This is a genomic window from Paenibacillus woosongensis (genome assembly GCF_030122845.1).
Classification (GTDB): domain Bacteria; phylum Bacillota; class Bacilli; order Paenibacillales; family Paenibacillaceae; genus Fontibacillus; species Fontibacillus woosongensis_A.
Genome location: NZ_CP126084.1, coordinates 3,106,404 through 3,132,102 on the forward strand (window position 1 = coordinate 3,106,404; position 25,699 = coordinate 3,132,102).

General features: G+C 52.2%; 27 protein-coding genes. 8 read left to right on the forward strand and 19 right to left on the reverse strand.

Translation table 11 applies throughout. From position 1 onward, the window contains the following. Window positions 1-123: 123 nt before the first annotated feature. On the reverse strand, window positions 124-681 hold the full coding sequence (gene lepB / locus QNH46_RS14170) for a signal peptidase I (RefSeq protein WP_283924892.1): 558 nt from the start codon (window positions 679-681) through the stop codon (window positions 124-126). Window positions 682-882: 201 nt separating this feature from the next. On the opposite strand from lepB, the gene QNH46_RS14175 reads away from it, so the two are divergent. Further along, window positions 883-1,803 carry a LysR family transcriptional regulator gene (locus QNH46_RS14175; protein WP_155610068.1) on the forward strand — a complete coding sequence of 307 codons (921 nt, stop codon included), beginning with the start codon at window positions 883-885 and terminating at the stop codon, window positions 1,801-1,803. Window positions 1,804-1,870: 67 nt separating this feature from the next. On the opposite strand, the gene QNH46_RS14180 is transcribed toward QNH46_RS14175, so the two are convergent. Beyond that, window positions 1,871-2,686 carry a carbon-nitrogen family hydrolase gene (locus QNH46_RS14180; protein WP_283924893.1) on the reverse strand — a complete coding sequence of 272 codons (816 nt, stop codon included), beginning with the start codon at window positions 2,684-2,686 and terminating at the stop codon, window positions 1,871-1,873. A gap of 179 nt (window positions 2,687-2,865) precedes the next feature. On the opposite strand from QNH46_RS14180, the gene QNH46_RS14185 reads away from it, so the two are divergent. The 7 genes from QNH46_RS14185 to mtnB all read left to right on the forward strand — a co-directional run bounded on the left by QNH46_RS14185 (window position 2,866) and on the right by mtnB (window position 10,233). Further along, entirely contained in the window at window positions 2,866-4,071 is a 1,206-nt protein-coding gene (locus QNH46_RS14185) for a pyridoxal phosphate-dependent aminotransferase (protein ID WP_283924894.1), read from the forward strand. 355 nt (window positions 4,072-4,426) lie between these two features. Further along, entirely contained in the window at window positions 4,427-5,533 is a 1,107-nt protein-coding gene (gene proB / locus QNH46_RS14190) for a glutamate 5-kinase (RefSeq protein ID WP_155610071.1), read from the forward strand. A gap of 42 nt (window positions 5,534-5,575) precedes the next feature. After that, window positions 5,576-6,823, forward strand: a complete 1,248-nt coding sequence (locus tag QNH46_RS14195) for a glutamate-5-semialdehyde dehydrogenase (protein ID WP_283924895.1) — start codon at window positions 5,576-5,578, stop codon at window positions 6,821-6,823. Between the two features lie 14 nt (window positions 6,824-6,837). Further along, a complete protein-coding gene (gene proC / locus QNH46_RS14200; RefSeq protein WP_283924896.1) occupies window positions 6,838-7,698 on the forward strand; it encodes a pyrroline-5-carboxylate reductase in 861 nt (286 codons plus the stop codon). After that, on the forward strand, window positions 7,695-8,915 hold the full coding sequence (locus tag QNH46_RS14205; RefSeq protein ID WP_283924897.1) for a 2,3-diketo-5-methylthiopentyl-1-phosphate enolase: 1,221 nt from the start codon (window positions 7,695-7,697) through the stop codon (window positions 8,913-8,915). Before proC ends, QNH46_RS14205 begins: the two co-directional genes overlap by 4 nt. Then, window positions 8,912-9,592 carry a 2-hydroxy-3-keto-5-methylthiopentenyl-1-phosphate phosphatase gene (locus QNH46_RS14210; protein ID WP_283924898.1) on the forward strand — a complete coding sequence of 227 codons (681 nt, stop codon included), beginning with the start codon at window positions 8,912-8,914 and terminating at the stop codon, window positions 9,590-9,592. The genes QNH46_RS14205 and QNH46_RS14210 overlap by 4 nt, the downstream gene beginning before the upstream one ends. Then, window positions 9,589-10,233, forward strand: a complete 645-nt coding sequence (mtnB, locus tag QNH46_RS14215) for a methylthioribulose 1-phosphate dehydratase (RefSeq protein ID WP_283924899.1) — start codon at window positions 9,589-9,591, stop codon at window positions 10,231-10,233. Before QNH46_RS14210 ends, mtnB begins: the two co-directional genes overlap by 4 nt. 128 nt (window positions 10,234-10,361) lie before the next feature. Here the strand turns inward: mtnB and QNH46_RS14220 are convergent, their stop codons facing one another. The 17 genes from QNH46_RS14220 to QNH46_RS14300 form a co-directional block, all read right to left on the reverse strand. Further along, window positions 10,362-11,198 carry an undecaprenyl-diphosphate phosphatase gene (locus tag QNH46_RS14220; protein WP_283924900.1) on the reverse strand — a complete coding sequence of 279 codons (837 nt, stop codon included), beginning with the start codon at window positions 11,196-11,198 and terminating at the stop codon, window positions 10,362-10,364. Window positions 11,199-11,321: 123 nt separating this feature from the next. After that, window positions 11,322-11,933: a DedA family protein gene (locus tag QNH46_RS14225; protein WP_283924901.1), complete on the reverse strand. Its 612-nt coding sequence runs from the start codon at window positions 11,931-11,933 to the stop codon at window positions 11,322-11,324. 36 nt (window positions 11,934-11,969) lie between these two features. Next, on the reverse strand, window positions 11,970-13,922 hold the full coding sequence (locus QNH46_RS14230) for an FtsX-like permease family protein (protein WP_283924902.1): 1,953 nt from the start codon (window positions 13,920-13,922) through the stop codon (window positions 11,970-11,972). Continuing rightward, entirely contained in the window at window positions 13,897-14,667 is a 771-nt protein-coding gene (locus QNH46_RS14235) for an ABC transporter ATP-binding protein (RefSeq protein WP_283924903.1), read from the reverse strand. The genes QNH46_RS14230 and QNH46_RS14235 overlap by 26 nt, the downstream gene beginning before the upstream one ends. A 125-nt stretch (window positions 14,668-14,792) precedes the next feature. Beyond that, a complete protein-coding gene (locus tag QNH46_RS14240) occupies window positions 14,793-15,764 on the reverse strand; it encodes a HAMP domain-containing histidine kinase (protein WP_283924904.1) in 972 nt (323 codons plus the stop codon). Then, entirely contained in the window at window positions 15,761-16,462 is a 702-nt protein-coding gene (locus QNH46_RS14245) for a response regulator transcription factor (RefSeq protein ID WP_283924905.1), read from the reverse strand. The genes QNH46_RS14240 and QNH46_RS14245 overlap by 4 nt, the downstream gene beginning before the upstream one ends. A 124-nt stretch (window positions 16,463-16,586) precedes the next feature. Then, complete coding sequence (locus QNH46_RS14250; protein WP_283924906.1) at window positions 16,587-17,651, reverse strand: hypothetical protein; 1,065 nt, start codon at window positions 17,649-17,651, stop codon at window positions 16,587-16,589. 49 nt (window positions 17,652-17,700) lie between these two features. Then, window positions 17,701-18,177, reverse strand: coding sequence for a hypothetical protein (locus QNH46_RS14255; RefSeq protein ID WP_283924907.1), 477 nt, complete (start codon window positions 18,175-18,177; stop codon window positions 17,701-17,703). Then, window positions 18,174-18,662: an RNA polymerase sigma factor gene (locus QNH46_RS14260; RefSeq protein ID WP_430691831.1), complete on the reverse strand. Its 489-nt coding sequence runs from the start codon at window positions 18,660-18,662 to the stop codon at window positions 18,174-18,176. Before QNH46_RS14260 ends, QNH46_RS14255 begins: the two co-directional genes overlap by 4 nt. Before the next feature lie 141 nt (window positions 18,663-18,803). Next, the gene (locus QNH46_RS14265) at window positions 18,804-19,049 is read right to left on the reverse strand and encodes a hypothetical protein (protein WP_283924908.1); all 246 of its coding nucleotides are present in this window, start codon (window positions 19,047-19,049) and stop codon (window positions 18,804-18,806) included. Continuing rightward, window positions 19,009-19,149, reverse strand: coding sequence for a hypothetical protein (locus QNH46_RS14270; RefSeq protein ID WP_283924909.1), 141 nt, complete (start codon window positions 19,147-19,149; stop codon window positions 19,009-19,011). Before QNH46_RS14270 ends, QNH46_RS14265 begins: the two co-directional genes overlap by 41 nt. A gap of 194 nt (window positions 19,150-19,343) precedes the next feature. Further along, the gene (locus QNH46_RS14275; RefSeq protein WP_213590656.1) at window positions 19,344-20,036 is read right to left on the reverse strand and encodes a DnaD domain-containing protein; all 693 of its coding nucleotides are present in this window, start codon (window positions 20,034-20,036) and stop codon (window positions 19,344-19,346) included. Between the two features lie 76 nt (window positions 20,037-20,112). Next, complete coding sequence (gene asnS, locus QNH46_RS14280) at window positions 20,113-21,408, reverse strand: asparagine--tRNA ligase (protein ID WP_283924910.1); 1,296 nt, start codon at window positions 21,406-21,408, stop codon at window positions 20,113-20,115. Window positions 21,409-21,437: 29 nt separating this feature from the next. Beyond that, window positions 21,438-22,646, reverse strand: a complete 1,209-nt coding sequence (locus QNH46_RS14285; RefSeq protein WP_283924911.1) for an acetate/propionate family kinase — start codon at window positions 22,644-22,646, stop codon at window positions 21,438-21,440. Beyond that, the gene (locus tag QNH46_RS14290; RefSeq protein WP_283924912.1) at window positions 22,643-23,515 is read right to left on the reverse strand and encodes a 3-hydroxyacyl-CoA dehydrogenase family protein; all 873 of its coding nucleotides are present in this window, start codon (window positions 23,513-23,515) and stop codon (window positions 22,643-22,645) included. The genes QNH46_RS14285 and QNH46_RS14290 overlap by 4 nt, the downstream gene beginning before the upstream one ends. Before the next feature lie 135 nt (window positions 23,516-23,650). Beyond that, window positions 23,651-25,153, reverse strand: coding sequence for an AAA family ATPase (locus tag QNH46_RS14295; RefSeq protein WP_283924913.1), 1,503 nt, complete (start codon window positions 25,151-25,153; stop codon window positions 23,651-23,653). Beyond that, the gene (locus QNH46_RS14300) at window positions 25,146-25,679 is read right to left on the reverse strand and encodes a hypothetical protein (protein WP_283924914.1); all 534 of its coding nucleotides are present in this window, start codon (window positions 25,677-25,679) and stop codon (window positions 25,146-25,148) included. Before QNH46_RS14300 ends, QNH46_RS14295 begins: the two co-directional genes overlap by 8 nt. Window positions 25,680-25,699: the final 20 nt, after the last annotated feature.

The following is a 25,699-nucleotide window of genomic DNA, read 5'->3' on the forward strand; positions in this document are numbered from 1 at the left end:
GCTATAAAGGAGAGGTAGTGGTCAAGTGCCCCCGACTAAAAAGAGACCTTCGCAGCAAGCTGGCTGGCTATGCCGTGAAAGCCTCTTCTTTCGCCGTGTCGCATAACACCGTGGCATCCCTTTTTATTTAGTGAAGCCTTCGATTCCCATGATATGGTCAAGCGGTACAGGCCCGATCATCCGGCTGTCTTTGCTGTTGTTGCGGTTGTCACCCATCACAAAGATATGGTCCTCGGGTACTTCCCATACCTGGCTTTGCTCCGCATACATTTGCTCTTTAATATATGGCTCCTCCAGCTGGACTCCGTTTCTGAACACTTGTCCGTCTTTAATCTCGATTACGTCGCCAGGCAGGCCGATCACACGCTTGACGTAGAAGAAGTCCTCTTTCTTGTTGCCTGACAAAATACGGATCAGCGGATGCTCGTTTACGCTGTCCCAGAAAGTTCGGTCGCGGTCAATGCGGCTGTCGATGATGACGATATCTTCATATTTCGGCAGCTTTTCCAGCGTGTGTGCTATTTTCCAGGCATAGATCCGCTGTTTGTCGTCCAGCGTAGGCTCCATGGAATGACCGTTCACCTTATATGGCTGAATAACAAATATGCCGATAAACATGCTGATAATAAAACCGATGATTATAGACAGGCCCCAGCCCTGAACCTCTTTCCATATTTTCATAGAAACGGCAACCTCCATTTACCAGATCATTTATAATAATTATACAACCAACTCGCCTAATAATAAAATTTTAGAGCAGAATACCTGCTTGAAGCATTAATAAGTCCTATATTTTATTTAAAAATGATAGGCTATACTTATAGAATGCTAATCACAGTCACGTACTGAATCGCTACACCAATTCAAGAAAAAGGTGATCTCATGGAATTAAGGCAGCTCCTCTATACATTGAAGATTGCTGAGGAGCGTAACTTCTCCAGAGCGGCCGACAAACTCCATATCGCTCAGCCGTCGCTCAGCCAGCAATTGTCCAAGCTTGAACAGGAGCTGGGCGTCAAATTGTTCCAGCGTAATACGAGCACCGTAGAGCTTACGCATGCCGGAGCCAGCTTCATCAAGCATGCCCGCAAAATTATGGATGCCGTCGAGCAGCTTCGCCAGGAGATGGACGACATTTCCCAGCTGCGCGCCGGGCGCGTAGTCATCGGGAGCATGCCGATAACGGGCTCACATCTGCTGCCCTATGTTCTGCCGGCGTTTAAAGAAGCCTATCCCGATATACAGGTTACTCTGCTGGAAGATACATCCTTGAACCTGGAGAAGCTCACGGCAGGCGGCGGTACGGATCTCAGTCTGCTCTCCCTGCCGCTGCAGGAGCCTTCTTTAACCTACGAGACGATCGGCGAGGAGAAAATCGATCTGGCCATCCCCCCGAACCACTACCTCGCCGACCCCGGCAATCGGCCCCCGGGCGGAGTAGCTCTGGAGCAATTGTCCGGCGAATCATTCATCGTCCTAAAGAAGGGCCAAGGCTTCCGCAAAATCATGATTGATTTATGCCGATCTGCAGGATTTGACCCCGATATCGTGTTCGAGAGCAATAACATTGAGACCGTCCAATCCCTCGTTGCCGCAGGGATGGGCATTACCCTTGTACCGCGTTTTATTGCCCGGGCCAAGCGCAGCGAGCTGATTCCGGTATATGTCCCGCTGGCGGAGCCGGTTCCAAGCCGCACGCTCGTAATTGCATATCGGAAAGGACGCTATCTGTCCAAGGCTGCCGAAGCTTTCATCGACACGTTCCGCACAACTATTGAGACGCGAATGAAGGAAGAGCCATAACTGCAAGAAGGCTGTCCCCAGGCTAGTTAAGCCGAGGGGACAGCCTTTCTTTTGGTCGCTCAGGATATTAAGGTGTTACATTATACAGGCTTGGACGCCGGTCCTCGAACACCGGAATCCTGGAACGAACCTCGTCGACCAAAGACAGATCAATCCGCCCGGCAATGATGCCTTCTTCTTCTCCGCCCTCGGCAATGACTTCCCCCCATGGATCGATAATCATCGAATGGCCGAAGAAGTTATCTTTCCCGCTTAGTCCGGTGCGATTGCAGGCTATCACGTACATTTGATTCTCGATCGCCCTGGCCATCAGCAGTGTCCGCCAATGATGCAAACGGGGATGCGGCCATGCCGCCGGCACAAACAATATCTTAGCGCCCGTCAGCGCAAGCGTGCGCATAAGCTCGGGAAAACGGATATCGTAGCAGATGGAAGCTCCCGAGGTTTGTCCGTCCAAGTCAAAGGTCACCGCGGACTCCCCTGGCGCCAAGTGCTTCTCCTCCTGCATGAGCCGGAACAGATGCATTTTGGAATACGCCGCGACCTCTTCACCGCTCCCGTCATAAATCCGCATCGTATTGTACACGTCTCCCCCGCGCTTCTCCGCAATCGAGCCGGCTACAATGCGAACCGCATTACGCCGTGCGAAGCCGGAGATCCACTCCCGGGTCTCGCGCCCGTCCACGTCCGCCAATTCATGGATTTGCTCCAGCGCGTACCCCGTGTTCCACATTTCCGGCAATACGATGACGTCCGGCTTGACGGCCTGGCTGACCGCCTTCTCCATCCAGCTCTCTACGATTTCGCGGTTTTCCGCGGGTCTGCCCATACGAATATCGCATTGAATCATGGCGATGTTCCATGATGTTTGCTGCTGAGTCATGCCGAATCTCCTTTCATCCGTTTAATTCATTTTGAGTACCATCATAAGCGCCCTTCCTTAACCATGCAAGTATTGTTTTGGTTCAACTGCAAGCGAACGGACAGCAATCCATTCTATACAGATTGGATAAATCATGTTAAATTATGAATATTGCTATTTTATAGACCGGAGTGTTGAACATGAGCCAACAAAATCGATCACAGGGAGACTCCCTTTTTCCTATTCAGGCCGCTGACGTCATGGATAAGCTGCCGAAGCAGTTTTTTGCTTCGCTTGTCCAAAGCGTGAACCGGGAAATTTCACAGGGCCATGATGTAATTAATCTCGGTCAGGGCAACCCCGATCGCCCTACGCCCGAGCATATCGTTAGAGCCGCGCAGCAAGCCGTGGCCAATCCGCAGTACCATAAATATTCCCCGTTCCAGGGCTACAGCTTCCTCAAAGAAGCCGTCTGCCAGCGCTATCGTGAAGACTACGGGGTTACGCTGGATCCGGAGAAAGAGGTTGCCATTCTATTCGGCGGCAAGACCGGGCTTGTCCAGATCGTCCAGATTTTGCTTAATCCTGGCGACCTGTGCCTGGTTCCCGATCCGGGATATCCCGATTACTGGTCGGGTGCTGCTCTCGCCGGAGCCGAAATGTCCTTCATGCCGCTGAGAGAGGACAACGCCTACTTGCCGGACTATGGAGCCATCTCGCCCCTTGACCGCAAGCGGGCAAAGCTGATGTTCCTGAATTATCCGAATAATCCGACCTCGGCTACGGCGCCGCTGTCCTTTTATGAAGACACCGTCAGGTTTGCCGCCGAGAACCAAATCGTTGTCGCGAGCGATTTCGCCTACGGGGCCATCGGTTTTGACAGCCAAAAACCCGTAAGCTTCCTGCAAGCGGAAGGCGCCAAAGAAGTGGGTGTGGAATACTACACCTTATCCAAAACCTATAATATGGCCGGCTGGCGTGTCGCCTTTGCGCTTGGAAACGAAAAAATTATTTCGCTGATCAATTTGCTGCAGGATCATATATATGTGAGCTTGTTCGGCGGCATTCAGGAGGCGGCCAAGGTCGCGCTGACGGCTCCCCAGGACAACGTCGCCGAGCTTGTAGCCGTGTATCAATCCCGCCGTGACGCTCTATTCGATGCACTGGCGCAAATCGGCTGGGAAGCACGCAAACCGAGCGGCTCCTTCTTTTCCTGGCTGCCGGTGCCAAGTGGCTGGGACTCCGCCTCCTTCGCCCGCAAGCTGCTTACCGAGGCAAAGGTCGCCGTTGCACCGGGGATTGGCTTTGGCCTGCATGGAGAAGGCTATGTCAGAGTCGGGCTGCTGAGCAGTGAGGATCGCCTGCGCGAAGCGGTGCACCGAATCGGCAAGCTTGGCATGTTCTAACTGTTTTGCTTTGCAATGCCGCAGAACGCATGGTATTCTATCAATAAATCCAATTCGTATTTTCAAATGGATATTTATAAATTTGACTAAACGTGAAGACGGGACCAGTACGATAGACCAGCGTCGTCCAGAGAGTAAATTCCTTTGGCTGTGAGAATTTACCGTTCGCCCTTTCGGAACCCTATCCCCGAGCGGCCGGCCCAGAAGCCGGACAGCGCCCCTGTTACCGGGCTTTGAGTCGGATGAGATATTCATCAATAAAGGTGGTACCGCGGAAGTGTAACTTTCGTCCTTTGCGCTGCAAGGGGCGAAGGTTTTTTTATTTTCTTCATCATAATTATTAGGAGTGATCTCCATGCTACGCCGCATCGTTGTCAAAATAGGGAGCAGCTCGCTGACTTCACCGGAAGGAGGATTGAACCGGGCAGCTATCGACTACTTCGCCTCTGAATTAGCCGCCCTCCATGGGCTCGGCTGCCAGGTATTGCTGGTCACCTCCGGGGCAGTAGCCGCCGGATTCCGGGAGATCGGCTATCCGGAGCGTCCAAAGCTGCTTCATGAGAAGCAGGCTGCGGCTGCCGTAGGGCAAGCGCTGCTGATGCAAAATTACCGGGAAGCGTTATCCGAGCACAACGTCGCCTCGGCTCAAATCCTGCTGACCCGCTCGGATTTCCAGAACCGCAAGCGCACAGGCAATGCCAGCATGGCCATCGAGGAGCTGCTTAAGCGCCAGGTATTGCCGATTATCAACGAGAATGACACCGTATCCGTCGATGAACTGAAATTCGGCGATAACGACACCTTGTCCGCGCTGGTTGCGAACCTGCTGCGCGCAGATCATTTGATCATACTAACGGACACGGACGGCCTGTATACGGAGGATCCGCGCATCAATCCTGCTGCGAAGCGCATCGGGCAGGTGGACGAAATCACAGACGATATTTACGCTATTGCGGGCGGTGCCGGTTCTGCCGTCGGTACGGGAGGCATGCGCTCGAAGATCGATGCCGCAAAGATCGCCACCCGGGGCGGCGTATCTGTATTTGTCGGCAAGATGACGCTGCCCGGCCAGCTGAAGGACATTCTGGAAGGACAAGGCCAAGGGACATACTTTGAAACGCGCTCCTCTACTCTGCCGCGCAAGAAGCAATGGCTTGGATTTCTATCCACGCCGCTGGGGACGCTGACCGTAGATCAAGGCGCTGAGGAAGCACTTATCCATGGCGGCCGCAGCCTGCTTCCCGTCGGCGTAAGACAAGCGCAGGGATATTTTCATGCCGGGGATGTCGTTGAAGTTGTCAATCAGGACAAGGAAACGCTGGGCCGGGGAATCGTGAACTATGATTCTGAGCAATTGCAGGATATTATGGGATTAGCGAGCACAGAAGTCGTCAAGAAGCTGGAAGGCATCCACCGTCTCGAAGTCATTCATCGGGATGAATGGATTTCATTAAAATTATAAATAACGAGCTTTATATTTTTATGATTCCAAGGAGGTATTCAAATGAGCGAAGTAAGACAAAAGGCAGAACTTGCCCGAAAAGCAGCAAGCATACTGAACAGTCTGACCACAGAACAGAAAAACCAGGCATTGCTGAACTGCGCCCAGGCTTTGATCGATCATAGCGAAGCCATCATTGAAGCAAACAAGGAAGACCTGCAGCGCGGCCGGGAGAACGGCACTTCGGTTTCCCTGCTGGATCGTCTGGCGCTTACGGAAGAGCGTATCGCCGGCATTGCGGAAGGCCTGCGCCAAATCGTGGAGCTGCCGGATCCGATCGGGGAGACGCTGGAGACGATCGACCGTCCTAACGGCCTGCATATCGTCAAGAAGCGCGTGCCCCTTGGCGTAATCGGCATTATTTATGAAGCGCGTCCAAACGTGACCGTCGATGCCCTTGGCCTGTGCCTAAAGACCGGCAATGCTGTCGTACTGCGCGGCGGCTCCTCGGCATTGTCCTCCAACCGCAAAATCGTAGAAATCATTCATGAATCTCTGTCGGGCAGCGCCGTTCCTCGCGATGCGGTGCAGCTGATCGAAGATCCAAACCGTTCTTCGGTTGACGAATTGATCAAGCTGAACGGCCTGATTGATGTTGTCATCCCGCGCGGCGGCAGCTCGCTGATCCAGACGGTCGTTCAGAACGCAAGCGTGCCCGTCATCGAGACCGGTGCCGGCATCTGCCATACGTACCTGGATGCGTCGGCGGATCCGTCTATGGCCGCAGACATTACGATGAACGCTAAGGTTCAGCGCCCTTCGGTGTGCAACGCAATGGAGACGCTGCTTGTGCATAAGGACTTTGCGCAGTCCCATTTGGCAGAGATCGCTGGCAAGCTGCGCGAGGCGAGCGTAGAACTGCGGGGATGCGACGAGACTCTTCGCCTGATCTCCTGGGCCAAACCTGCGACTGAAGAAGATTTCGCTACCGAATATAATGATTACATTCTTAACATCAAGATCGTCGATAGCCTGGATGCGGCTCTGCGGCATATCGACCGCTTCGGCACGAAGCATTCGGAATGCATTGTGACCGAGAATGGTCCGAACGCAGAGCGATTCCAGCAGGAGGTCGACGCCGCGGCAGTATATCATAATGCTTCCACCCGCTTCACGGATGGATTCGAATTCGGCTTTGGAGCCGAAATCGGAATCAGCACGCAGAAACTGCATGCCAGAGGACCGATGGGCCTGCCTGCGCTAACCTCAAGCAAATACATCATTAACGGCAGCGGACAGATTCGGAAGTAAGGAGGCTTCATACGATGACGATAAACAACACGAATAACGCCCCTTCGATATGCTTCTACGGCGCCGGCTCCATGGCGGAGGCTATCGTGCGAGGACTGATCCATCGCAAGGTAGCCCCGCCGGAATCCATTACGATGCTGAACCGCAGCAATCAGGAGCGGTTAGCCCATTTGGAGTCTGCCTACGGCATCAAAACGGGACGCAGCGATGCGGAGAAGGAATCGAGCCTCATCTCCGCATCGGTCATCGTCCTGGCCATGAAACCCAAAGACGCTGGAGAAGCGCTCAAGGCGCTAGGACCGAAGCTTAACCAAGAGCAGCTCATCGTATCCGTCATCGCGGGACTTTCCATCTCTACGATTCAAGCCTTGCTTGGATATAAGGCGCCGATCGCGCGTACGATGCCTAACACTTCTAGCTCGATCGGTTTTGGCGCCACCGGCATCTCCTTCTCTGCTGAGGTGAATGAAACGCAAACCGCTCAGGTACTGAAAATGTTCGAAGCCGTTGGCACCGTTCAGGTCATCCCCGAAGAGCAAATGGAGATTTTGACCGGCGTATCTGGAAGCGGCCCGGCATACATCTATTACATGATGGAAGCGATGATCGAAGCAGGCATCGAAGGCGGGCTTAGCGTAGAGCAGGCACGCGAGCTTACCGTACAGACCGTGCTCGGTGCTGCTGCCATGATGAAGGAGACGGGTGAAGAGCCCGCCAAGCTCCGCAAGGACATCACTTCCCCGAACGGCTCCACGCAGGCAGCACTCGAGACGCTGGCAGCCGGCAGCTTCAACGCTACCGTCAAGGCTGCCGTGCATCGCGCCGCCGAGCGCTCCAAGGAAATGGGCGAAGCCGTAAAGGAGGCATTGTTATGAGCTATTGTACGGCCACGTACCGTATTTATGATGATAAAGCAGACTTTCATAAGAAGGCCGAGTCCATCGCTGTCGGCATGACCGTCGGTACATGGACTGAGCTGCCGCAGGTTAAGCAGGATCAGATGCGGGGGCATCTCGGGCGGGTCGAGAGCGTCCAGGTCCATGACCCGCAAAGCGGAGTGCCGGGGGAGCGTTATGCCGACGTATCGATCTCCTATCCGGACATCAATTTTACTTCTGACATTCCGGCACTGCTCATTACTGTCTTCGGCAAAATTTCTATGGACGGTAAAATCAAGCTGCTCGACCTGAAGCTGTCCGATGCTTTTCTCAGCGCCTATTCCGGTCCGAAATTCGGTATCCAGGGCGTTCGCGAGCTGCTTGGCGTCCCCCATCGCCCGCTGCTTATGAGCATCTTCAAATCCGTCATCGGCTACGATCTGGACGGACTTCGCGAACAGTTCATGGCGCAGGCCTTGGGTGGCGTCGATCTTATTAAGGATGACGAGATTCTGTTCGAGAACCCGCTAACGCCTATCGAGCAGCGCGTACGCGTATGCCGCGAGGCTGCGGAGGAAGCCAAACAGGTTACCGGCAAGGAACTGCTCTATGCGGTCAACCTGACTGGACGCACGTCGTCCCTCAAGGAGCAAGCACTGCGGGCGATCGATGCAGGTGCAACCGCCCTGCTGTTCAGCGTACTGCCGTATGGCTTCGACGTCCTGCACGAGCTGAGCAGCGATCCGGACATTACCGTGCCAATCGCAGCGCATCCGTCGCTCGCAGGAGCGCTCTACCCATCGCCACATTACGGCATTGCCGCATCCCTGCTTCTCGGGAAACTCATGCGCATTGCCGGAGCCGACCTGGTTCTGTTCCCTTCTCCTTACGGATCGGTCGTCATGCCGCGGGAAGAGAACCTGGCCATCCAGCGCGAGCTCATAACCCCAGAGCTGGCGATCCGCAGCAGCTTCCCTGTGCCATCCGCGGGCATCCATCCCGGGCTCGTTCCGCAAATCCTAAGCGATTTCGGTACGGATGTTGTCGTAAATGCCGGGGGCGGGATTCATGGCCATCCAGATGGAGCCAGCAGCGGCGGCCGCACCTTCCTGCAAGCGATCGACGCCTCATTGAACGGGGTGCCGCTCGAACAGGCGGCAGAGAGCCTGCCTGAACTGAAGGCCGCGCTCGACATATGGGGAGGACGCAAATGAACAGCATCAAGCAGCCCGTCATCTTCTGCGATTTCGACGGGACGATTACATTAAGCGATAATATCGTAGCGATTATGAAGCACTTTAAGCCTGAGGGCTACGAACCGATCATGGAGCAAATTTTATCCCACGACATATCTATCCGCGAGGGTGTCGGGCGGATGTTCGCCCTGCTCCCTTCCTCCATGAAACGGGAGGTTACGGATTTCGTCCTGGGGCAAGCTGGCATTCGCGAAGGCTTCGCAGAATTTCTAAGCTATTTGCGCGAACGAGGCATTCCGTTTTATGTGACCAGCGGCGGGATCGATTTCTTTGTACTGCCGCTGCTCGCCCCTTTTGATATACCGAAGGAGCATATCTACTGTAATGGTGCCGACTTCAGCAGCGAAGGTATCACGATTACGTGGCCGAATCCCTGCGATGAACATTGCGACAACGACTGCGGCATGTGCAAAACGACGGTCATGCGGCGATTCCCGGCCAGCCAATACGAACGCATCTTGATTGGCGACAGCCTGACGGACTTCGAAGGCGCCAAGCTGGCGGACCGCGTCTATTCCCGAGCCCGCCTGACGGAGAAATGCCAGGAACTCGGAGTTAACCACACGCCGTTTGAAACGTTCCATGACATTCGCCAAGACCTTATTCAACGAGAAGGAGATATAATAAGAAAATGAGTTTCCATGCCATTTCTTTAGAAGAGAAGCAATCCGCCCTGGACGAGCTGCGTAAAGCCAAGGAGCAATTTGCCGCGCGAGGCTGGTTTCCGGGCACAAGCGGCAACCTGTCCATCCGCGTCGGGGAGTTCTCTCCCGACTCGTTCCATTTCGCGGTAACGTCAAGTGGTAAAGACAAATCAATTCATACCCCGGAGGATTTCCTGTTCGTTGACGCTGCCGGCGAGCCCTGCGAGGCGACGAAGCTGAAGCCCAGCGCGGAGACGCTGATCCACGCCAAGATCTACCGCATGACCGGGTGCGGCGCGATCTTCCACGTGCACACCGTGTTCAATAACGTCCTGAGCGAGCTCTACGGCGAGCAAGGTTATGTTCCCGTGCAGGGAATCGAGCTGATTAAGGGACTGGGCATCTGGGAGGAAAATGCGGCCATCGAAATTCCGGTGCTCCCGAACTACGCCGACATTGCTGCGATTGCCAAGCTTGTTCCCGATGCCCTGAAGCCGGAAATCCCCGGCATACTGCTGCGCAACCACGGGATTTACGTTTGGGGCAAGAATGCCTTCGAAGCGAAGCGACACTTGGAGGCATTCGAGTTTATTTTCGAGGTGGAATATCGCAGACTTGCATTAAAGAAGTAACGGATCTACGGTCCGATTGGAACAAGCTAGAAGTACGATTTGGAGTAACTTTCACCTAAGAATATTAAAAAGGCAGTCTCATCCTTAGCGCAAACTAAGTACGAGACTGCCTTTCATCATTGACTTAATTAGAAAAATACGATCCAAATGACAACAGCGAGCAAGATCCGGTAAATGGCGAACGGCATCAGCTTAATGCGGTTGATCAGCTTCAGGAAGAATCGGATCGACAGCAGAGCAAAAATGAAGGCGCTAATGAAACCGGCGATGAAGAACGGCAGCGCATCCAGCGTCATATACTCCCAGTTCTTGTACAGGGAGATCGCGCTTGCCCCGCACATGATCGGCACGGCCATAATGAACGTAAAATCCGCCGCCGCGCGGTGGCTCATTCCCGCCAACACCCCTCCGGAAATCGTGGAGCCTGAGCGGGAGAATCCTGGCCAAATCGACAAACACTGGATCAAGCCAACGACTAAGGCATGTCCATATGTCAATTGATCTACCGTTTGAATCTTCGGTTCCTTCGGGCCGAATTTATCGGCAGCAATCATCAGGATCGCTCCCAGCACAAGTCCAATCAATACCGTGGACGTAGAGAACAAATACTCATCGATATAATCCTCAAACAGCACCCCCAAGATGCCGGCCGGGATCAACCCGACAATAACCTGCCCCAGCTTCAACCGCGGCCCGCCTGCGGTTACGGCCTGCTTGCTGAAGCGCGACAAGCCAAGCAAATTGAGGATCCGATCCTTGAATACAACCAAGACCGCCAAAATCGATCCAAGCTGGATCACGACCTTAAACGTATTGGCGGCATATTTGGAGGACAATAACTGCTCCGTTTTCAGCCACATATCATCTACGATAATCATATGTCCCGTCGAGGAGACCGGCGCAAATTCGGTGACACCTTCTACCAATCCCAGAATGATGGCTTTAATAATATCCATAAATAACATGCTCCTACTTCCCCTCTTCTCCGATGTGCCGAAAGACTGCTAGATTCGCGTGTTTGGCAGCACATCGCTTGCCTTCCAGCTTATAAAACTCCTTTAATAGAATAGATGGTTTGCAGCCATTTTTCAAGAAGCCCTCTTCCGTCTGCGCATGAACCAAATGAAAAAGACAATCAGTCCCGCGCCTATGATCACATAAGCAATGTTGGAATAAACGTCCATGAACGCGACGATCTTCTCCCAGGAGCTACCTACCGCAGCGCCTACGGACACCAGAATCACGTTCCATATCAGCGTCCCGACGGTGGTATAGAGGAGAAACAAGCCGAATTTCATCTTAGCCATGCCAGCCGGAATCGAGATCAGGCTGCGAATGAGGGGAATCATCCGGCAGAACAGGACCGTCCAGTAGCCATATTTATCAAACCAGGCGTCCGCTTTGCGAACATCCTCCTTTTTGAGCCTTAGATACTTTCCCCACTTGTCGATGATCGCTTCCAGGCGATCGACATTCAGCATATAGCCTGCGCCGTACAGAATAACAGCTCCAAGCACAGAACCTAGCGTAGCAGCAATGATAACACCGGTCATCGTCAGATCCGAATACGTCGTCATAAAACCGCCAAACGTCAGAATCACCTCGGAAGGAATCGGCGGGAAAACATTCTCGAGCGCAATGAGCAAAAATATCCCTATGTACCCGAACTGCTCCATAAATTCAGTAATCCAGTTTTCCATATCGTACCTCCACAGATTATCTTATCTCTTATTCTCTCAGCCAAGGGCCTTTCTTAAATTGCGCAAATACCGTCTTCTAATGAAGAAGAAGTACATGATTTGGATAACGAAAAAACTCATCAAAATAAATCCGGCCTCCATCGCGATGGAGAAATTCAAGTAGCTCTGCAGAGCAACAAAAGCAAAAAAGCTGTGGATTATCGCCAGAACGATAGGCACGAAGAAGAGCAGTCCGATTTGCCGGGTGATCATCGTGTCGATCTCCTTTTTCGTTACCCCGATTTTCACCATCGTAGTATACTGGCGGCGGTCATAATCCAAATCTGCATACAGCCTGAAATATAAAAAACTACCCGACGCAATGAAAAACACAGTGCCGACGAGCAGCGCAATAAACAGCATTGTGCTGTAAATGCTCTTCTGAACGGCGAACAGCGTACCGCTGACGGTCATTGCATACGGCTGCTCCTCTTCATAAGCCATCTTCCCCCGGCGGGTCAAGGCATTCCCGATTTCCTCCCCCTGCGTTGGATCCTGGAAGTAAAAACCGAAATAACGCTCTTCCTGCGCGGATGCAGGAAGACGGTCCATCCACTCATCGCTGACGACGAGGCCGCTGAACTTCCCTTCCATCCTGCCGCCTAGCTCCAGCATTAAATATTCAGGGATTGGCACATGATTCGTAATTCCTCTTTCCACGATCTTCAGCCCCGTGCCAGGTATCGTGTACGAGGCAAGCGGCCGCTCCTTCAGCAGCGGTCTCTCGCGCTGCGATCCCAGCATAATGAGCGCATCCTGGCCTGACAATGGCACTTCCTCAAATGGGATTCCCGCCGCAGCGATCAAACGGGCATAATCCGAGTACGATACAAGCGCCATACGCATAGCCGCCGGTGCTGATCTGGACGCTTGAACAACGTCGACAATTCTGATCGACAGGCTGACGCGCTCGTAGGTTATTCCGCGCGCCGTCAACTCGCTTTCTATCTCTAGCAAATGATCGCGCTCAAGCAAATTGGCCGCTTTGGATACATAGCCGATCCCCGCAAGGTAATCCTGCCGGAATTCGTCGGACAACCGGTGAATGGAGGCGAATACCCCGATGGCGCAGAACGTGATCGTTGAAATGATCGTCACGAGGAACAGCATTTGCGCATTCCTGCTCATCCGCTGCGCCAGCGCGGGAACCGTTACGATATTCGTCTTCCGCCAGAACAGCCGGGGCCGCCTCCTCACCAATGCCAGGAAGTACGCGCCGAAATGGGCATACACCAGGTAAGTGCCGACCACCGTCATCAAGGTTACCGGTATCATACGCATGACAACGTTTGCCGCGGTTGAGGTTGCCGCCAAATAATAGCTCAATATTACGAGACCTGCGCCTACACCGGATCGTACCGGCGACTTTCTCGGCGGCTCGACTACCCGCTGATTCGACTGAAACAGCGTCATAAGCTTGCTTTTGCCAATTAGGGCGGGCGTGTACAGGGAGATGAGCAAAAACAGTGCTGCAAACGACATCAACGTCAGCAGCAGGGCCGCCCAGGAAATGTGAAAGCTGAGCCGTTCAATGCCAAGCATATTGGCCCCGGCCATCAGGAACAGCTTCGCCGACACAAGGCCTGCAGCAATCCCGGTTATAATGGATGCGCCGCCGATTGTCACATTTTCCAGGAACAACATGCGGTTAAGCTGCTTTACGGTCATCCCGTGCAGCCGTAATATCCCAAACTCTCTTTTGCGCGACTGCAAAAAAGAAGCTACTGAATAAATAACGAAAAAAAACGAAAAAAAGTATACAGTTCCCTCCGCTACCTGCAAAGCCTGTACTGCCTGGTCATAAATCATGTTCTCTTGAATGCCGGGATGGAACAGAAACAGAGCGCACAGAAAAAAAACCATGACCGAAAACGAGCTGCTTAAATAATAGGCGGCATAGGTCCGCTTGTTGCGGAGCACATGGCTAAAGGCGAAATGTCGAAAGGTCATGCGTATCCCCTCCGAGCAGCGATAGCATATCGATAATTTTCTGAAAAAAAACCTGCCGGCTGCTGCCCCGGTAAATCTCGTTATAGAACTTCCCGTCCTTGATGAAAATAACCCGATGGCAGTAGCTCGCAGCTACGGCATCATGCGTAACCATAAATATCGTTGCCTGTTCCTCCTCATTCAGGGCGGTAAATGCCTCCATCACTTCGCGGGAGGATCTCGAATCCAGATTCCCTGTCGGCTCGTCAGCCAGAATCAAGGAAGGGCGGTGAATCATCGCCCGGGCGATGGCTGTTTTCTGCATCTCTCCGCCGGATACCTCGAACGCATATTTCTTTAACAGTCCACCGATCCCTAGTCTTTGCGCGATGGCTGCGGCCCTGCTCTCCATTTCCCGTACTGGCGTGCCATCCAGCGTCAATGGAAGCACAATGTTCTCTTCGATCGTCAAAGTGTCCAGCAAATTGAACTGCTGAAAAATGAAGCCCAGCTTACGGCGGCGGAACAATGCAGTATCTTCCTCGCTCATTTGATGCGGCTCTCTTCCTTCGATCAGCACGCTTCCTGATGTCGGTTCGTCGATCGTGGCCATAACATTCAGAAGCGTCGTCTTGCCGCTGCCGGATGGCCCCATCACGCCGACGAACTCCCCGCGCTCCATCCGGAAGGTAACACCCTTAAGCGCCGGCGTGGGAACTTTGCCTTCGTATATTTTTGATAAAGCACGCACTTCTAGCACCGACATAGCTCAATATCTCCTATCTGACAGGGATGATCATAGTATAAGTTCTCCCGCCTTCACGAAGCCACATCTTAACCTTACACTTCCCTTACAACTCTGTAAGCTTGCGCTTGTGAGCCGAATTCATCCTAGAATTTCATCCGGACGAGGGTACCCCGCCCCTCTTCCGACTCTATGTCAAGCTCATGGCCCAGTTTCCGGCAGATTTCTTTGGCCAAATACATCCCCATCCCCGTTGATTCCTGAAACCTGCGGCCATTCTCTCCCGTGAAATAAGCGTCGAATACGCGCGGCAGGTCACTCTCTGGAATACCGATCCCTTCATCCTCGATTTCCAGCATGGTTCGCCCGTTCTTTGCGTAAGCACGGAAATACAGTTTGCCGTTCTCCCTTAGCGTATAACGGACGGCATTCGTGATCAGCTGAGTCAATACAAAGGTCAGCCATTTCTCGTCGGACACGACGGACAGCTGCGGTTCCATTTCTATGACCGGAAATACCTTTCCGCGAATGAACAAGCGCTTTTGTGCCGTAATTAACGAACGGACTAACTTCTCCAATCCAAGAGTCTCCACATAAATATCATGCTCGAATTGATCAAGACGGGCGGTATAAAGGACCATATCCAGCCCTTTTCTCAGCCTGTCCAGTTCATCAGCGATCGCCACCGAACGTGAATCGCTCTCCTGCTGCACCATCAAATGAATGACAGAAATCGGCGTCTTCATCTGGTGCACCCACTGGTTGATGAAACGGATATGACCTTCGATCTTCTCCGTCTGCCCGCTCAGCTCGGAGATATAATGCCGATATTGCGATTTCAGCAGGCGATGCAGGCTCTCGGATAACGGGGATGACGGCTTCACATCGGTGAAATCCCCGATCGATTCGGCCGGTTCCTGCAAGCGGCGGTAGAAGGATCGATGCGTCAAATAGCGGAATACTAAATATCCGACCAGGAGGCAGCTGCTCAGCAGCACCGCATACATGCTGACCGCGGCATTACGGTAGCCGTCCAGCCAGTAAACAAAGGTAACGACCGCTAGTTGAATAAAGTAAATGACGATGACGGGCCGCTGCTCCCGCAAAAACAGCCTCATGGCGTGTTCTCCCAGCTGGGAACGAGCCGGTAGCCCTGCCCCCGGACAGTCTGAAGCGCATCTTCGATGCCTAGCGCGGACAGCTTCTTGCGAACTCGGGTTACATATACATTTAGCGTATTGTCATCGACGAAAATTTGCTCGTCCCATATTTTCTCCAACAGGCGATCCCTGCTGACCACCTGTTCGGATTTTATCATCAATTCATCCAATATTTTCATTTCTGTATGACTCAGCTCGACCCTCATCTCACGAAGGAACAAACATAACCGTTCACGGTCCAAGCGGAGCCCCTGAACCTGAAGCGGGCGGCCTTCCGCTTGCGCCGCATAGGTGCCATAGGCTCGGCGAAGATGACTATTGATTTTGGCAAGTACGATATCATAGTCGAAAGGTTTTGTTATATAATCATCTGCTCCATTATCAAGCCCCATCACCTGATCCATTTTGCCGTCGCGAGCAGACAGAAAAATGATCGGACAGGTCGACAGGCTGCGGATTTGACGGCACCAATAATATCCGTCATACTTTGGCAAATTGACGTCCAGCAGCACGAGATGAGGAACATACTGCCTAAACTGCGTATTAATGCTCTCGAAATCAGTTACTGCAAAAGTCTCATAATCAAACTTATGCAAATATTCCTCCAGGAGCTTGACCAGCCCCTGATCATCCTCGACAATGAAAATTTTGAACATAGCCGTTCTCCTTTTTACGAATCGAAACTCATGGCGTAGGTTATTAACCCCTTCTATCTTAGCAAAGAAACGTCCCTATATGCGAAAAAGAAGCCCCGCTGAACTGCAGAGCTTCTTCTCACCATCAATATTCCTCATACCGTTTGTCTTTGTGCCTCGTCCTGGATAGCAGTTTGATCCCGCCTCCAATGAGTACCAGAGAGACAATAAGCGGCCGCAAATAGTTTGTGATGAACTGGTTAATGCGAAATTCCGGGAGGAACCGGTCGAACAACGGAATCACAAAGCTCATCGTCACGTAATAGATGCCAAGCAGAAGCAATATCAAGCCAAGCCAATTCTGGTTGTCGCCTTTCCAATCCAAGAGCGGACGATCCTCAAGCTGCAGAACCCGGTCATAGCGGCTTGCTGCTTGTAATCCGTCAAAGAAGCTGTAGAACCAGATGACCGGAACGATAAATAGAAACAAGGATAACCGCAGCACATCAATAATATAGAAGCTGCCCAGGAACAAGACCATCAGCTGCAGACCGCGCTTCTGCATCCCAAGATACATTTGGCCTGCTCCGGGAAAAGCAGACAGCAGCGTCGCCAGCACCTTGCTGCGCTTGCCTTCCACCCGGCCCGATTCCCATTCGTCAAACAGCGTGCGATCGATCAGCAGTTCTCCGGCCTGTTTGCGGTGAACCAGCTGCACAGCGTCGAACATGCAGTACAGCCAAATAATCGGCAGCAGGCCGAGGAATAGCAGAAACACAGTTTGATGCGTCAACCCGGTGACAACAAACATGATCGTGATTAAGCCGAAGAAGCTGATCAGAAAGGACAAACCGCGCTGCATTAAACCGAGCTGAAAATGGCCCAAGCCAGGTACGAACGACAGTAAAATCGTATAGAAGCGCTCCGCATCAGCTTCGCCTTTGCGCGGCGTCTCGTACGGATAGGCGGACATATCCGCGTCAGGAGCACGAAGCAGAGTGATGATCAAATCCAGCATGCAGATGCACCAGAGCGCAAATGCACAGATGGCGGCGGCAAGCATTAATCCCCCTTCATTGCTGGCAACGGCAGCAAGGAAGCCAAGCAGCAACCCCCCGAAGAAAAATAGCGGATAAAGAACTCCCCTTATCTTACGCCCCCAATATAAATGGCCCAGACCGGGAATGCAATTTAGAACGAATGCCAGCATTTTATTTCGATAACGAGGCAATAGAATCCCTTCCTTTCATAGTAATTATTTAAGGTTTCAAATGATCAATCCAGTCTGCGGTTCTATCCATAATTTGCTTGCTTACGGACGGCTCTGCTGCAGGAGGCATAATATGCTCGGTCCCAGATTTCAGGTGATCAAACGCACCCAGCGATAACAGGAATAAAGTAATCGACGCCGCAATGACGTAATTGAACAGCGGATGCTCTCTTAAGCGTCTTTTCCGGATTAACGGCTCCGCGGATTCTCTCGCTTGCTGCGCGTGGCCTTGGACAGGAGTCTTGCGCATCACCGCTTCGATGAATGCTTCCTCCTGCTGCAAGCCGGGCAGTTCCTGCTCATGTTCAGCTAACGCAGCCATATATGCTGCCAGAGCTTCGTCGTCATGCAGCAGCAATACTTCGGCCTGCCGCGTCTGCTGCTCATTTAGTTCTCCTCGGATATATTTATCCCAGCAGATTTTCCTGCTCTGATCATTTCTACTGTCCTTCCCCTGGTCATTCATCGCCACTCCTCCTCCTTCCAATGCTCGCGAATCCATGATCTTGCCCGGTATAATCTCGATTCTACCGATTTCACCGCAATAGACTGCTCCGCTGCGATATCATCGTAGCTTTTGCCCTCTAAATAAAACGCCGTAATGATATCCCGATGCGCTGGCGGAAGCGTCAAAATACGGGTTCGCAGCTGCGCTTTGCGTTCCTCATCCATCAATTGCTGCAGCACGTCGTCTTCCTGGGCTGATGCGATATGTAACACTTCCGCAGGATCCCACTGCTCCTCTCTGCGGCGATCCCGTTTCCGCTTTAAATCGATTGATTTATGAATCGCAATGCGTGTCAACCAGGTTTTGAAGCCTTCAAATCGGTATCCGGGGAGAGATTTATATACTTGTAAAAATATTTCCTGTGCGGCGTCCTCGGCTTCCTTATGATCATGAAGCACGGAATAAGCGACCCGGAACACATATGGCCCATATTGGCTGACCAATTCACGGAATGCGCCGCGATCGCCCCGCTGTATTTTTAGAATAAGCTGCTTTTCCTCAATGACTCTCCCCTCCTTCCCATCTATATAGACGAAGCAACCTGGTGCCGCCCCTGCATATTATTTTAAAAACTTATATATTCTTTATATCATAACAAAGACGCTGGCGATTCCGTGATCGCTAGCGTCTCTACCTCCCAGGGCTAATCTCTCATATCTCTTCTTTTTGTGGTTGTTACAGCCCTGGGAACCCGCAATCGTCTTCACCACGACAGGAAAACCCAGATGCTTGTCCACCAGCTCTACATCAACTTTCGAGCGAATCAGCATCGTTTTGGGAACGGGCAGATTATGCTCCGCCAAAATTTGCAAGTGAAAAAACGCGGACATCCATGCGGTGTCTTACCGCCTCTTCCAGCAATCGTTTCAGTTCGAATGTTTCGGGTCTTACTTCGTTGGTAGCGCTCTTGTAAATGATCCAGCCTTTCATGACATTCTCCTCCCGATCCAATGAATGCACAAACTGGTCTATAGTCAAGATGTCCTAGCACTGCATACCAAACATACCATATTTCGGCCCTACTAAAAAAGAAGAAACCTCCCCTTGGAGAGATTTGGAATTGCTAGGGCTACTAGCACCAATCTCTCCAAGTAGAGGTTCCATTTCATGTAACAAATATTAGACTATCGCCCCAAGCTCCGGAATTTCTGGGCATATGCCTTGGCATCCTCAACCGTCTGGACGCGGTTACGATTCCACTCCAGCAATATCCGGTCGATATAGCGAAAGTGCACTTTGCCGGCGAAGACGGCTTCCTTCAATGCCAGCAAAATAAGCTCCTCCGGGTAACCATCCTGATCCACCCAGCTTGAAATCGTCTCGCATTCCATCGGCGATAGGGGTCTTGCGAACTCTTTTTCAAATATAACGAATAAGTTCCGTTCGTTCGCCTCCGGTTTGGCTGCTTCCGGCTCGCGCTGGTGGCTCTGCTGCCGCAGCGCGGCCCGTTCTTCAGCCAAGCACTGCGCCAGGCGTTCATACATCCCTGCCAAATTGTAGCTCTCAAACTGGATGCCTGTGCGTTCGTCCCATTCCATATCGATGGAGATCCATTTATCCTTCATCAGCCGCTGAATGACGGAGGAGACCTCCCCAGGCGCTTTTCCCATCCGCTGCTCCAGCTGCTCCATCGAAGGAAAATCATTATGCTCCAGCTGCTTGTATGTAACTAGCTGCAGCAGAAGCATGACTTCCGTATCACTTAAACCGAGTTTTCGGTAATGTGTCAGCAGAGAGGAGGGTACATGCACAACACCTGCTTCCATACCGAATGCGACTCCTTTTGCCCACACCTTCCAACCATCGGTCAATGCCATACGTCCTCACCTTTCTCATCCTTACGAACCCGTACTTGTATTGTATAACGCTGATGATGTCCGGGCTACTGTCCTTTTACGGATAAAGGCGATACAGCATCCGCGGGAACGGAATCGTCTCACGGACATGATCCAGTCCGCAAATCCAGGCGACCGTCCGCTCGAGACCAAGCCCGAAGCCGGAATGCGGTACTGAGCCGTATTTGCGCAGATCCAGGTACCATTGGTAAGCTTCCGGCGACAGCTCGTGTTCCTGGAAGCGGGCCTCCATCAATTCCGGATCGTCAATCCGCTGCGAACCGCCGATAATCTCTCCGTAGCCTTCCGGAGCAATCATATCCGCGCAGAGTACAACCTCCGGACGGTTAGGATCAGGCTTCATGTAGAATGCCTTGATGCCGGCAGGATAATGCGTGATGAATACCGGCTTGTCGTACTGCTCGGCAATCGCTGTCTCATGCGGCGCACCGAAATCCTCGCCCCAAGGAAGGTCAAAGCCTTTCCCATGCAGAAACTCGATAGCTTCGTCATAAGTAATCCGCGGGAATGGAGCTTGAATGCTCTCCAGCTTGGAAATGTCGCGGCCAATCGTCTCCAGCTCAGTCCGGCAGTTCTTCAGGACGGATTGAACGACGTACGTAATAAACTGCTCCTGAACAACCAGGCTTTCTTCATGTTCGGTGAAAGCCATCTCCGGCTCAATCATCCAGAACTCGATCAAGTGGCGGCGGGTCTTGGATTTCTCCGCCCGGAACGTCGGGCCGAAGGAATATACTTTTCCAAGCGCCATCGCCGCCGCTTCCATATAAAGCTGCCCGCTCTGCGTCAGGTAAGCATCCTCGTCAAAATATTTCGTATGGAACAGATTGGTCGTGCCCTCCGCGGAAGTTGGCGTCAAAATCGGCGGGTCGACGAGTGTAAAATGGTTCTGATCAAAGAACTGCTGGATCGCTCTGATGATTTCCGCGCGAATAACCATGATCGCCCGCTGCTTCGAGGAACGCAGCCATAAATGGCGATGATCCATCAGGAAATCAACGCCGTGCTCCTTCGGTGTAATCGGATAGTTTTCCGTCAGATGGATGACTTTGATCTCCGTCACCGTCATTTCATATCCCGATTGGCTGCGCGGCTCCTCACGGATGACACCTGTCACATACAGCGAGGATTCCTGTGTCAAGCTTTTTGCCGCATCCCACGTCTCCTCGGATACTTCGCTTTTGACGACAACGGCCTGAATGTAGCCTGTGCCGTCACGGAGCTGAAGGAACTGTATTTTACCGCTTGAGCGTTTGTTGTTTAACCAGCTGCCGATGACCACTGTCTCGCCGACATGCTCGTTAACCTGACGAATCACCGTTTTGTTCGCCATTTATGAACATCTCCTCTAACTATGCTGATTTATGCATTCATTTTATTAACAATATGATGGGTATCCCGGGCAATGACCAATTCCTCGTTCGTAGGAATAACAAGAACCTCTACTTTGGAATTCGGCGTGGAAATGCGCCGCGGATCGCCGGAACGGATTTTGTTCAGCTCTGGATCAAGCTCTACGCCAAGATAAGTCAGGTTTTCACAGACCTTCTCGCGCACGATCGCCGAGTTCTCGCCTACACCCGCTGTAAATACGATGACATCCACACCGTTCATTGCCGCTGCATAAGAACCTATATATTTGCGCAGACGGTACTCATACATTTCAAAAGCAAGCGTCTCGTTTGGTTCGCCGGCTTCCAGCCCATCGGTAATATCGCGCATGTCACTGCTGCTGCCGGAAATTGCCAGCAAGCCGCTGTGTTTGTTAAGCATGGAGTTGACTTCACTGATCGACAGCTCTTCTTTGTTCATGACAAACGTGACGACTGCCGGGTCCAAGTCACCGCTGCGAGTACCCATCATGAGACCTTCCAGCGGGGTAAGCCCCATCGAGGTGTCAACGGACACGCCACCTTGAACAGCGGTCAAGCTGGCACCGTTACCGATATGGCAGGTAATGATCTTAAGGTCTTCGATCGGACGCTCCAGGTAAGCTGCGGCCGCCTTGCTTACATAGTCGTGCGACGTGCCATGAGCCCCGTAGCGGCGTACGCGGTGTTTCTTATATAGTACTTTCGGGATCGGATATAAATACACCTTCTCCTCCATCGTTTGGTGGAACGCCGTATCGAAAGCCACCACCTGAGGAACGCCTGGCATATTTTTCTCTGCCGCGTTAATCCCCATAATCGCTGGCGGATTGTGCAGCGGGGCCAGGTCGAACAAACGGCGGATTTCGGATTTTACTTCTGGAGTAACAAGCGCCGAGCCCTTAAAGAATTCCCCGCCATGAACGACGCGGTGCCCTACGGCCTGAATTTCCTCGACAGAATTCAGGACGCCGTGCTCTTTATCGGTCAGCTTCTCCAGAACTTTACGAATTGCTGTCGTATGTTCCAGAATTTCACTGACCTCCGTAACTTCCTCTTTGCCTGTCGGCTTATGGGTCAGAATGGAGGAATCCATGCCAATCCGTTCAACGAGACCTTTCGCCAATACGGACTCATCATTCATGTCATACAATTGATATTTCAGGGAAGAGCTTCCCGCGTTGATTACGAGAACTTTCATAGCCGGTCACCATCCTTGTCGTATTTGAAAAATCCTTCACCTGTCTTCACACCCAAATTACCGGCGCGGACCATCTTTTTCAATACGAAGGAAGGGCGGTATTTCAAATCGCCGAATTCGCGGAACATGCGCTCAAGCGCCGCCAAGACGGAATCCAAGCCGAAACGGTCAGCCATTTCAAGAGGACCGTACTGGAACTGATAACCAACGCGCATGGCATTGTCAATGTCCTCTGCCGTAGCAACGCCTTCGCCCAGCACGTGCAGCGCCTCGTTAATCATGACGCAAATGATGCGGGAAGTGACGAATCCTGGGGATTCATATACCATGATGCCGCGTTTGTCGACAACTTCCTCCACGAAATGCTTCGTTTCTTCAAATGTTGCATCCGAGGTTTTCAGTCCGCGGATAATTTCCACGAGGTTGATCTTGGAAACAGGATAAATAAAGTGCATGCCGATCACGCGCTCGGGATACATGGTCGAGCCGGCGATCTCCGTCAAGCTGAGCGTAGACGTGTTACTGGCCAGAATAATATTGCTCGGGCAAACGTGATCGAGCTGCTTGAACACTTCTTTTTTGGCATCCAAATCCTCCGAAATGGTCTCGATAACCATATCACAGGTACCGAGTTCGGCAAGATGGGTTACTTTATGGACTTTGGATAAAATCAACTTCTTCTCGGCCTTCGTAATGGCCCATTTCTCCAGCTGCTTATCCAAGCTTGTCTCTATCATATTATAAGCGTGGTTCAATTTCTCAGGCGTTTCCTCCACAAGCAGCACATCGAGTCCTTTGGCTGCCAGCATTTCGCTGATCCCCTGCCCCATCGTGCCGCCGCCGATGACACCTATTCTTTTGAAGTTCATGGTTCTCTCGCTCCATCCTTTCATCATCTACACATAATATTGTACCCTTCATGTCGAATAATACAATTTTTTATACCCAACATATAATAATATCTTAGCACGGACAAAAAGTAAAAAAAATAACCGGCATACGATTTATGCCGGTAAAAGAGCACTGTCACCAAATTGACATCTAAATTGCTCCCCGGAGAGGCGTTCCTCACGCAACAGGATCTCCAGTGACTTGTCGAATGCTGCAGAATGATCAAGCAGCAGCTGCTTTGAACGAGCCGCTAGATCATCCAAAATCGCTGCGTTCTCCTTCATGAGCACTTCCTTGGTCATCATCTCCATATTCACGATGCCAAGCGATGTTAACCCGGAGGTCATCATCGTATGCACGATATTGATCGCCTGCTCAAAATCGTTGCTGGAACCGGTGCTGCGCTCCCCGTAATAAATTTCTTCGGCAGCCGCTCCGGCCAAAGCGATAATGATCTGGCCTTCCAAATAGGCTTTTGTATATAAATATTTATCTTCCTGCGGATTGTGCCGGACATAACCAAGCGCTCTGCCGCGCGGACTAAGCGCAACCTGGTTCACGCTTCCCGGTGCAACTACCTCGGCGGCGATCGCGTGACCCAGCTCATGAATCGCAACCCGCCGCTTCTCTTCTTCTGTAGACACCCGGTCAGTCCGTTCGCCGAGCATGACCTTGTCAATGGCCATCGACAAATGGAGCTGCTCGATTTCCTTCTTGCTCTCTCTCATGGCATAAATTGCCGCCTCATTCATGACGCTCTCGAGCTGTGCCCCGGAGAATCCGAAGGATTCCTCGGCGACCTTCTCCAGACTCACGCTGTCGTGCAGCGGTTTATTGTTGGCGTGAAGCTCCAAAATATGCATGCGGCCCTTCTTATCCGGCAAATCGACCTGGATGTGGCGGTCGAACCGCCCCGGGCGCAGCAGGGCGCTGTCCAGCATTTCCTTGCGGTTCGTCGCCGCCATGAGTAAAATACGCGGCGTTTCCGTAGAATAAATGCCGTCCATTTCCGTCAGCAGCTGATTAAGCGTTTGATCGTATTCGCGCTGCTGGCCGCCTTCTCTTTTACCGCCGATCACATCGATTTCGTCGATAAAGATAATCGCATTGTCCTTGTTCTCTTTAGCGGCACGTGTCCGCGCTTCCTTGAACAGTTCGCGAATCCGTCCTGCCCCCACCCCGACATACATCTCTACGAACTCGCTGCCGGAGGCGGCGACGAAGACGGAATTCGTATAGTGGGCCGCGGCTTTGGCCATCAAAGTCTTGCCCGTTCCCGGAGGCCCTGTCAGCAAAATCCCTTTGATTGGCCGGATGCCGAACTGCTTGATTTCCTCATGGCGCACCATGAAATCAAGCGCTTCCTGCAGCTCCTGTTTGGCGCTTTCCTGGCCGCCGATTTCTTCGAAGGTCAGCTTCGCCGGTCCCGCCTTTTTTCGCTTCCGCTCTTGAGCTGCGCCAATCGCAATGCCTCCGCGCATTTTAAGCACAGTGAATACCGCGCCCACCATCAGGAGCGCGAAGATCAGCGGAACTACGTTGAGACCCATAAAAGCCATAAAAATCAATAATACAGGAACAAATCCGGCAATGGCTTCCCACATCCATTTACGCATTTGGCCACACCCCCATTTTTTGCGGAATGCGTGGCAAAATAACATACTTGCTTGCAGTTCCATAGGTCAACGTCACATAGACGTTCTCATTATCCATGTCCGCGGTCGCCTGCAGCGCGTCGTGCTGCTGCACCAGTTGATCTAACGTATGCTGTATTTCGGTGTATTGTTTGTTTTCCATCGCCTGAGCTACGGAAAACAGCGCCTCACTCCAAATTTTATCCAAATCCGGCGTTGAATGGTCCGTCACTTCCAGCTTCAAGTTGCGATTGCCGAGCAGCTTCTTGCCGTCTTTCTCAATGTGGCGGACAAGTCCACCCATATCTGTACCGGCTGCAAGATCAAGTTTCAATCCTACCTCTTTGGGGGTAATATTGAATTGAACGTGATCTACGCCCTCGTATTGCTTAACCAGCTTTTGGAACGGGGCTTCAATCGCCCATTGGCGATAGGCAAACCAACCGCCAAACAGTAATACGGCAGAGACAGCAGCGATAGCGACAGTTTGTCCGATACGTAATTTCATTCGCGGCTTCCTCCTATCCT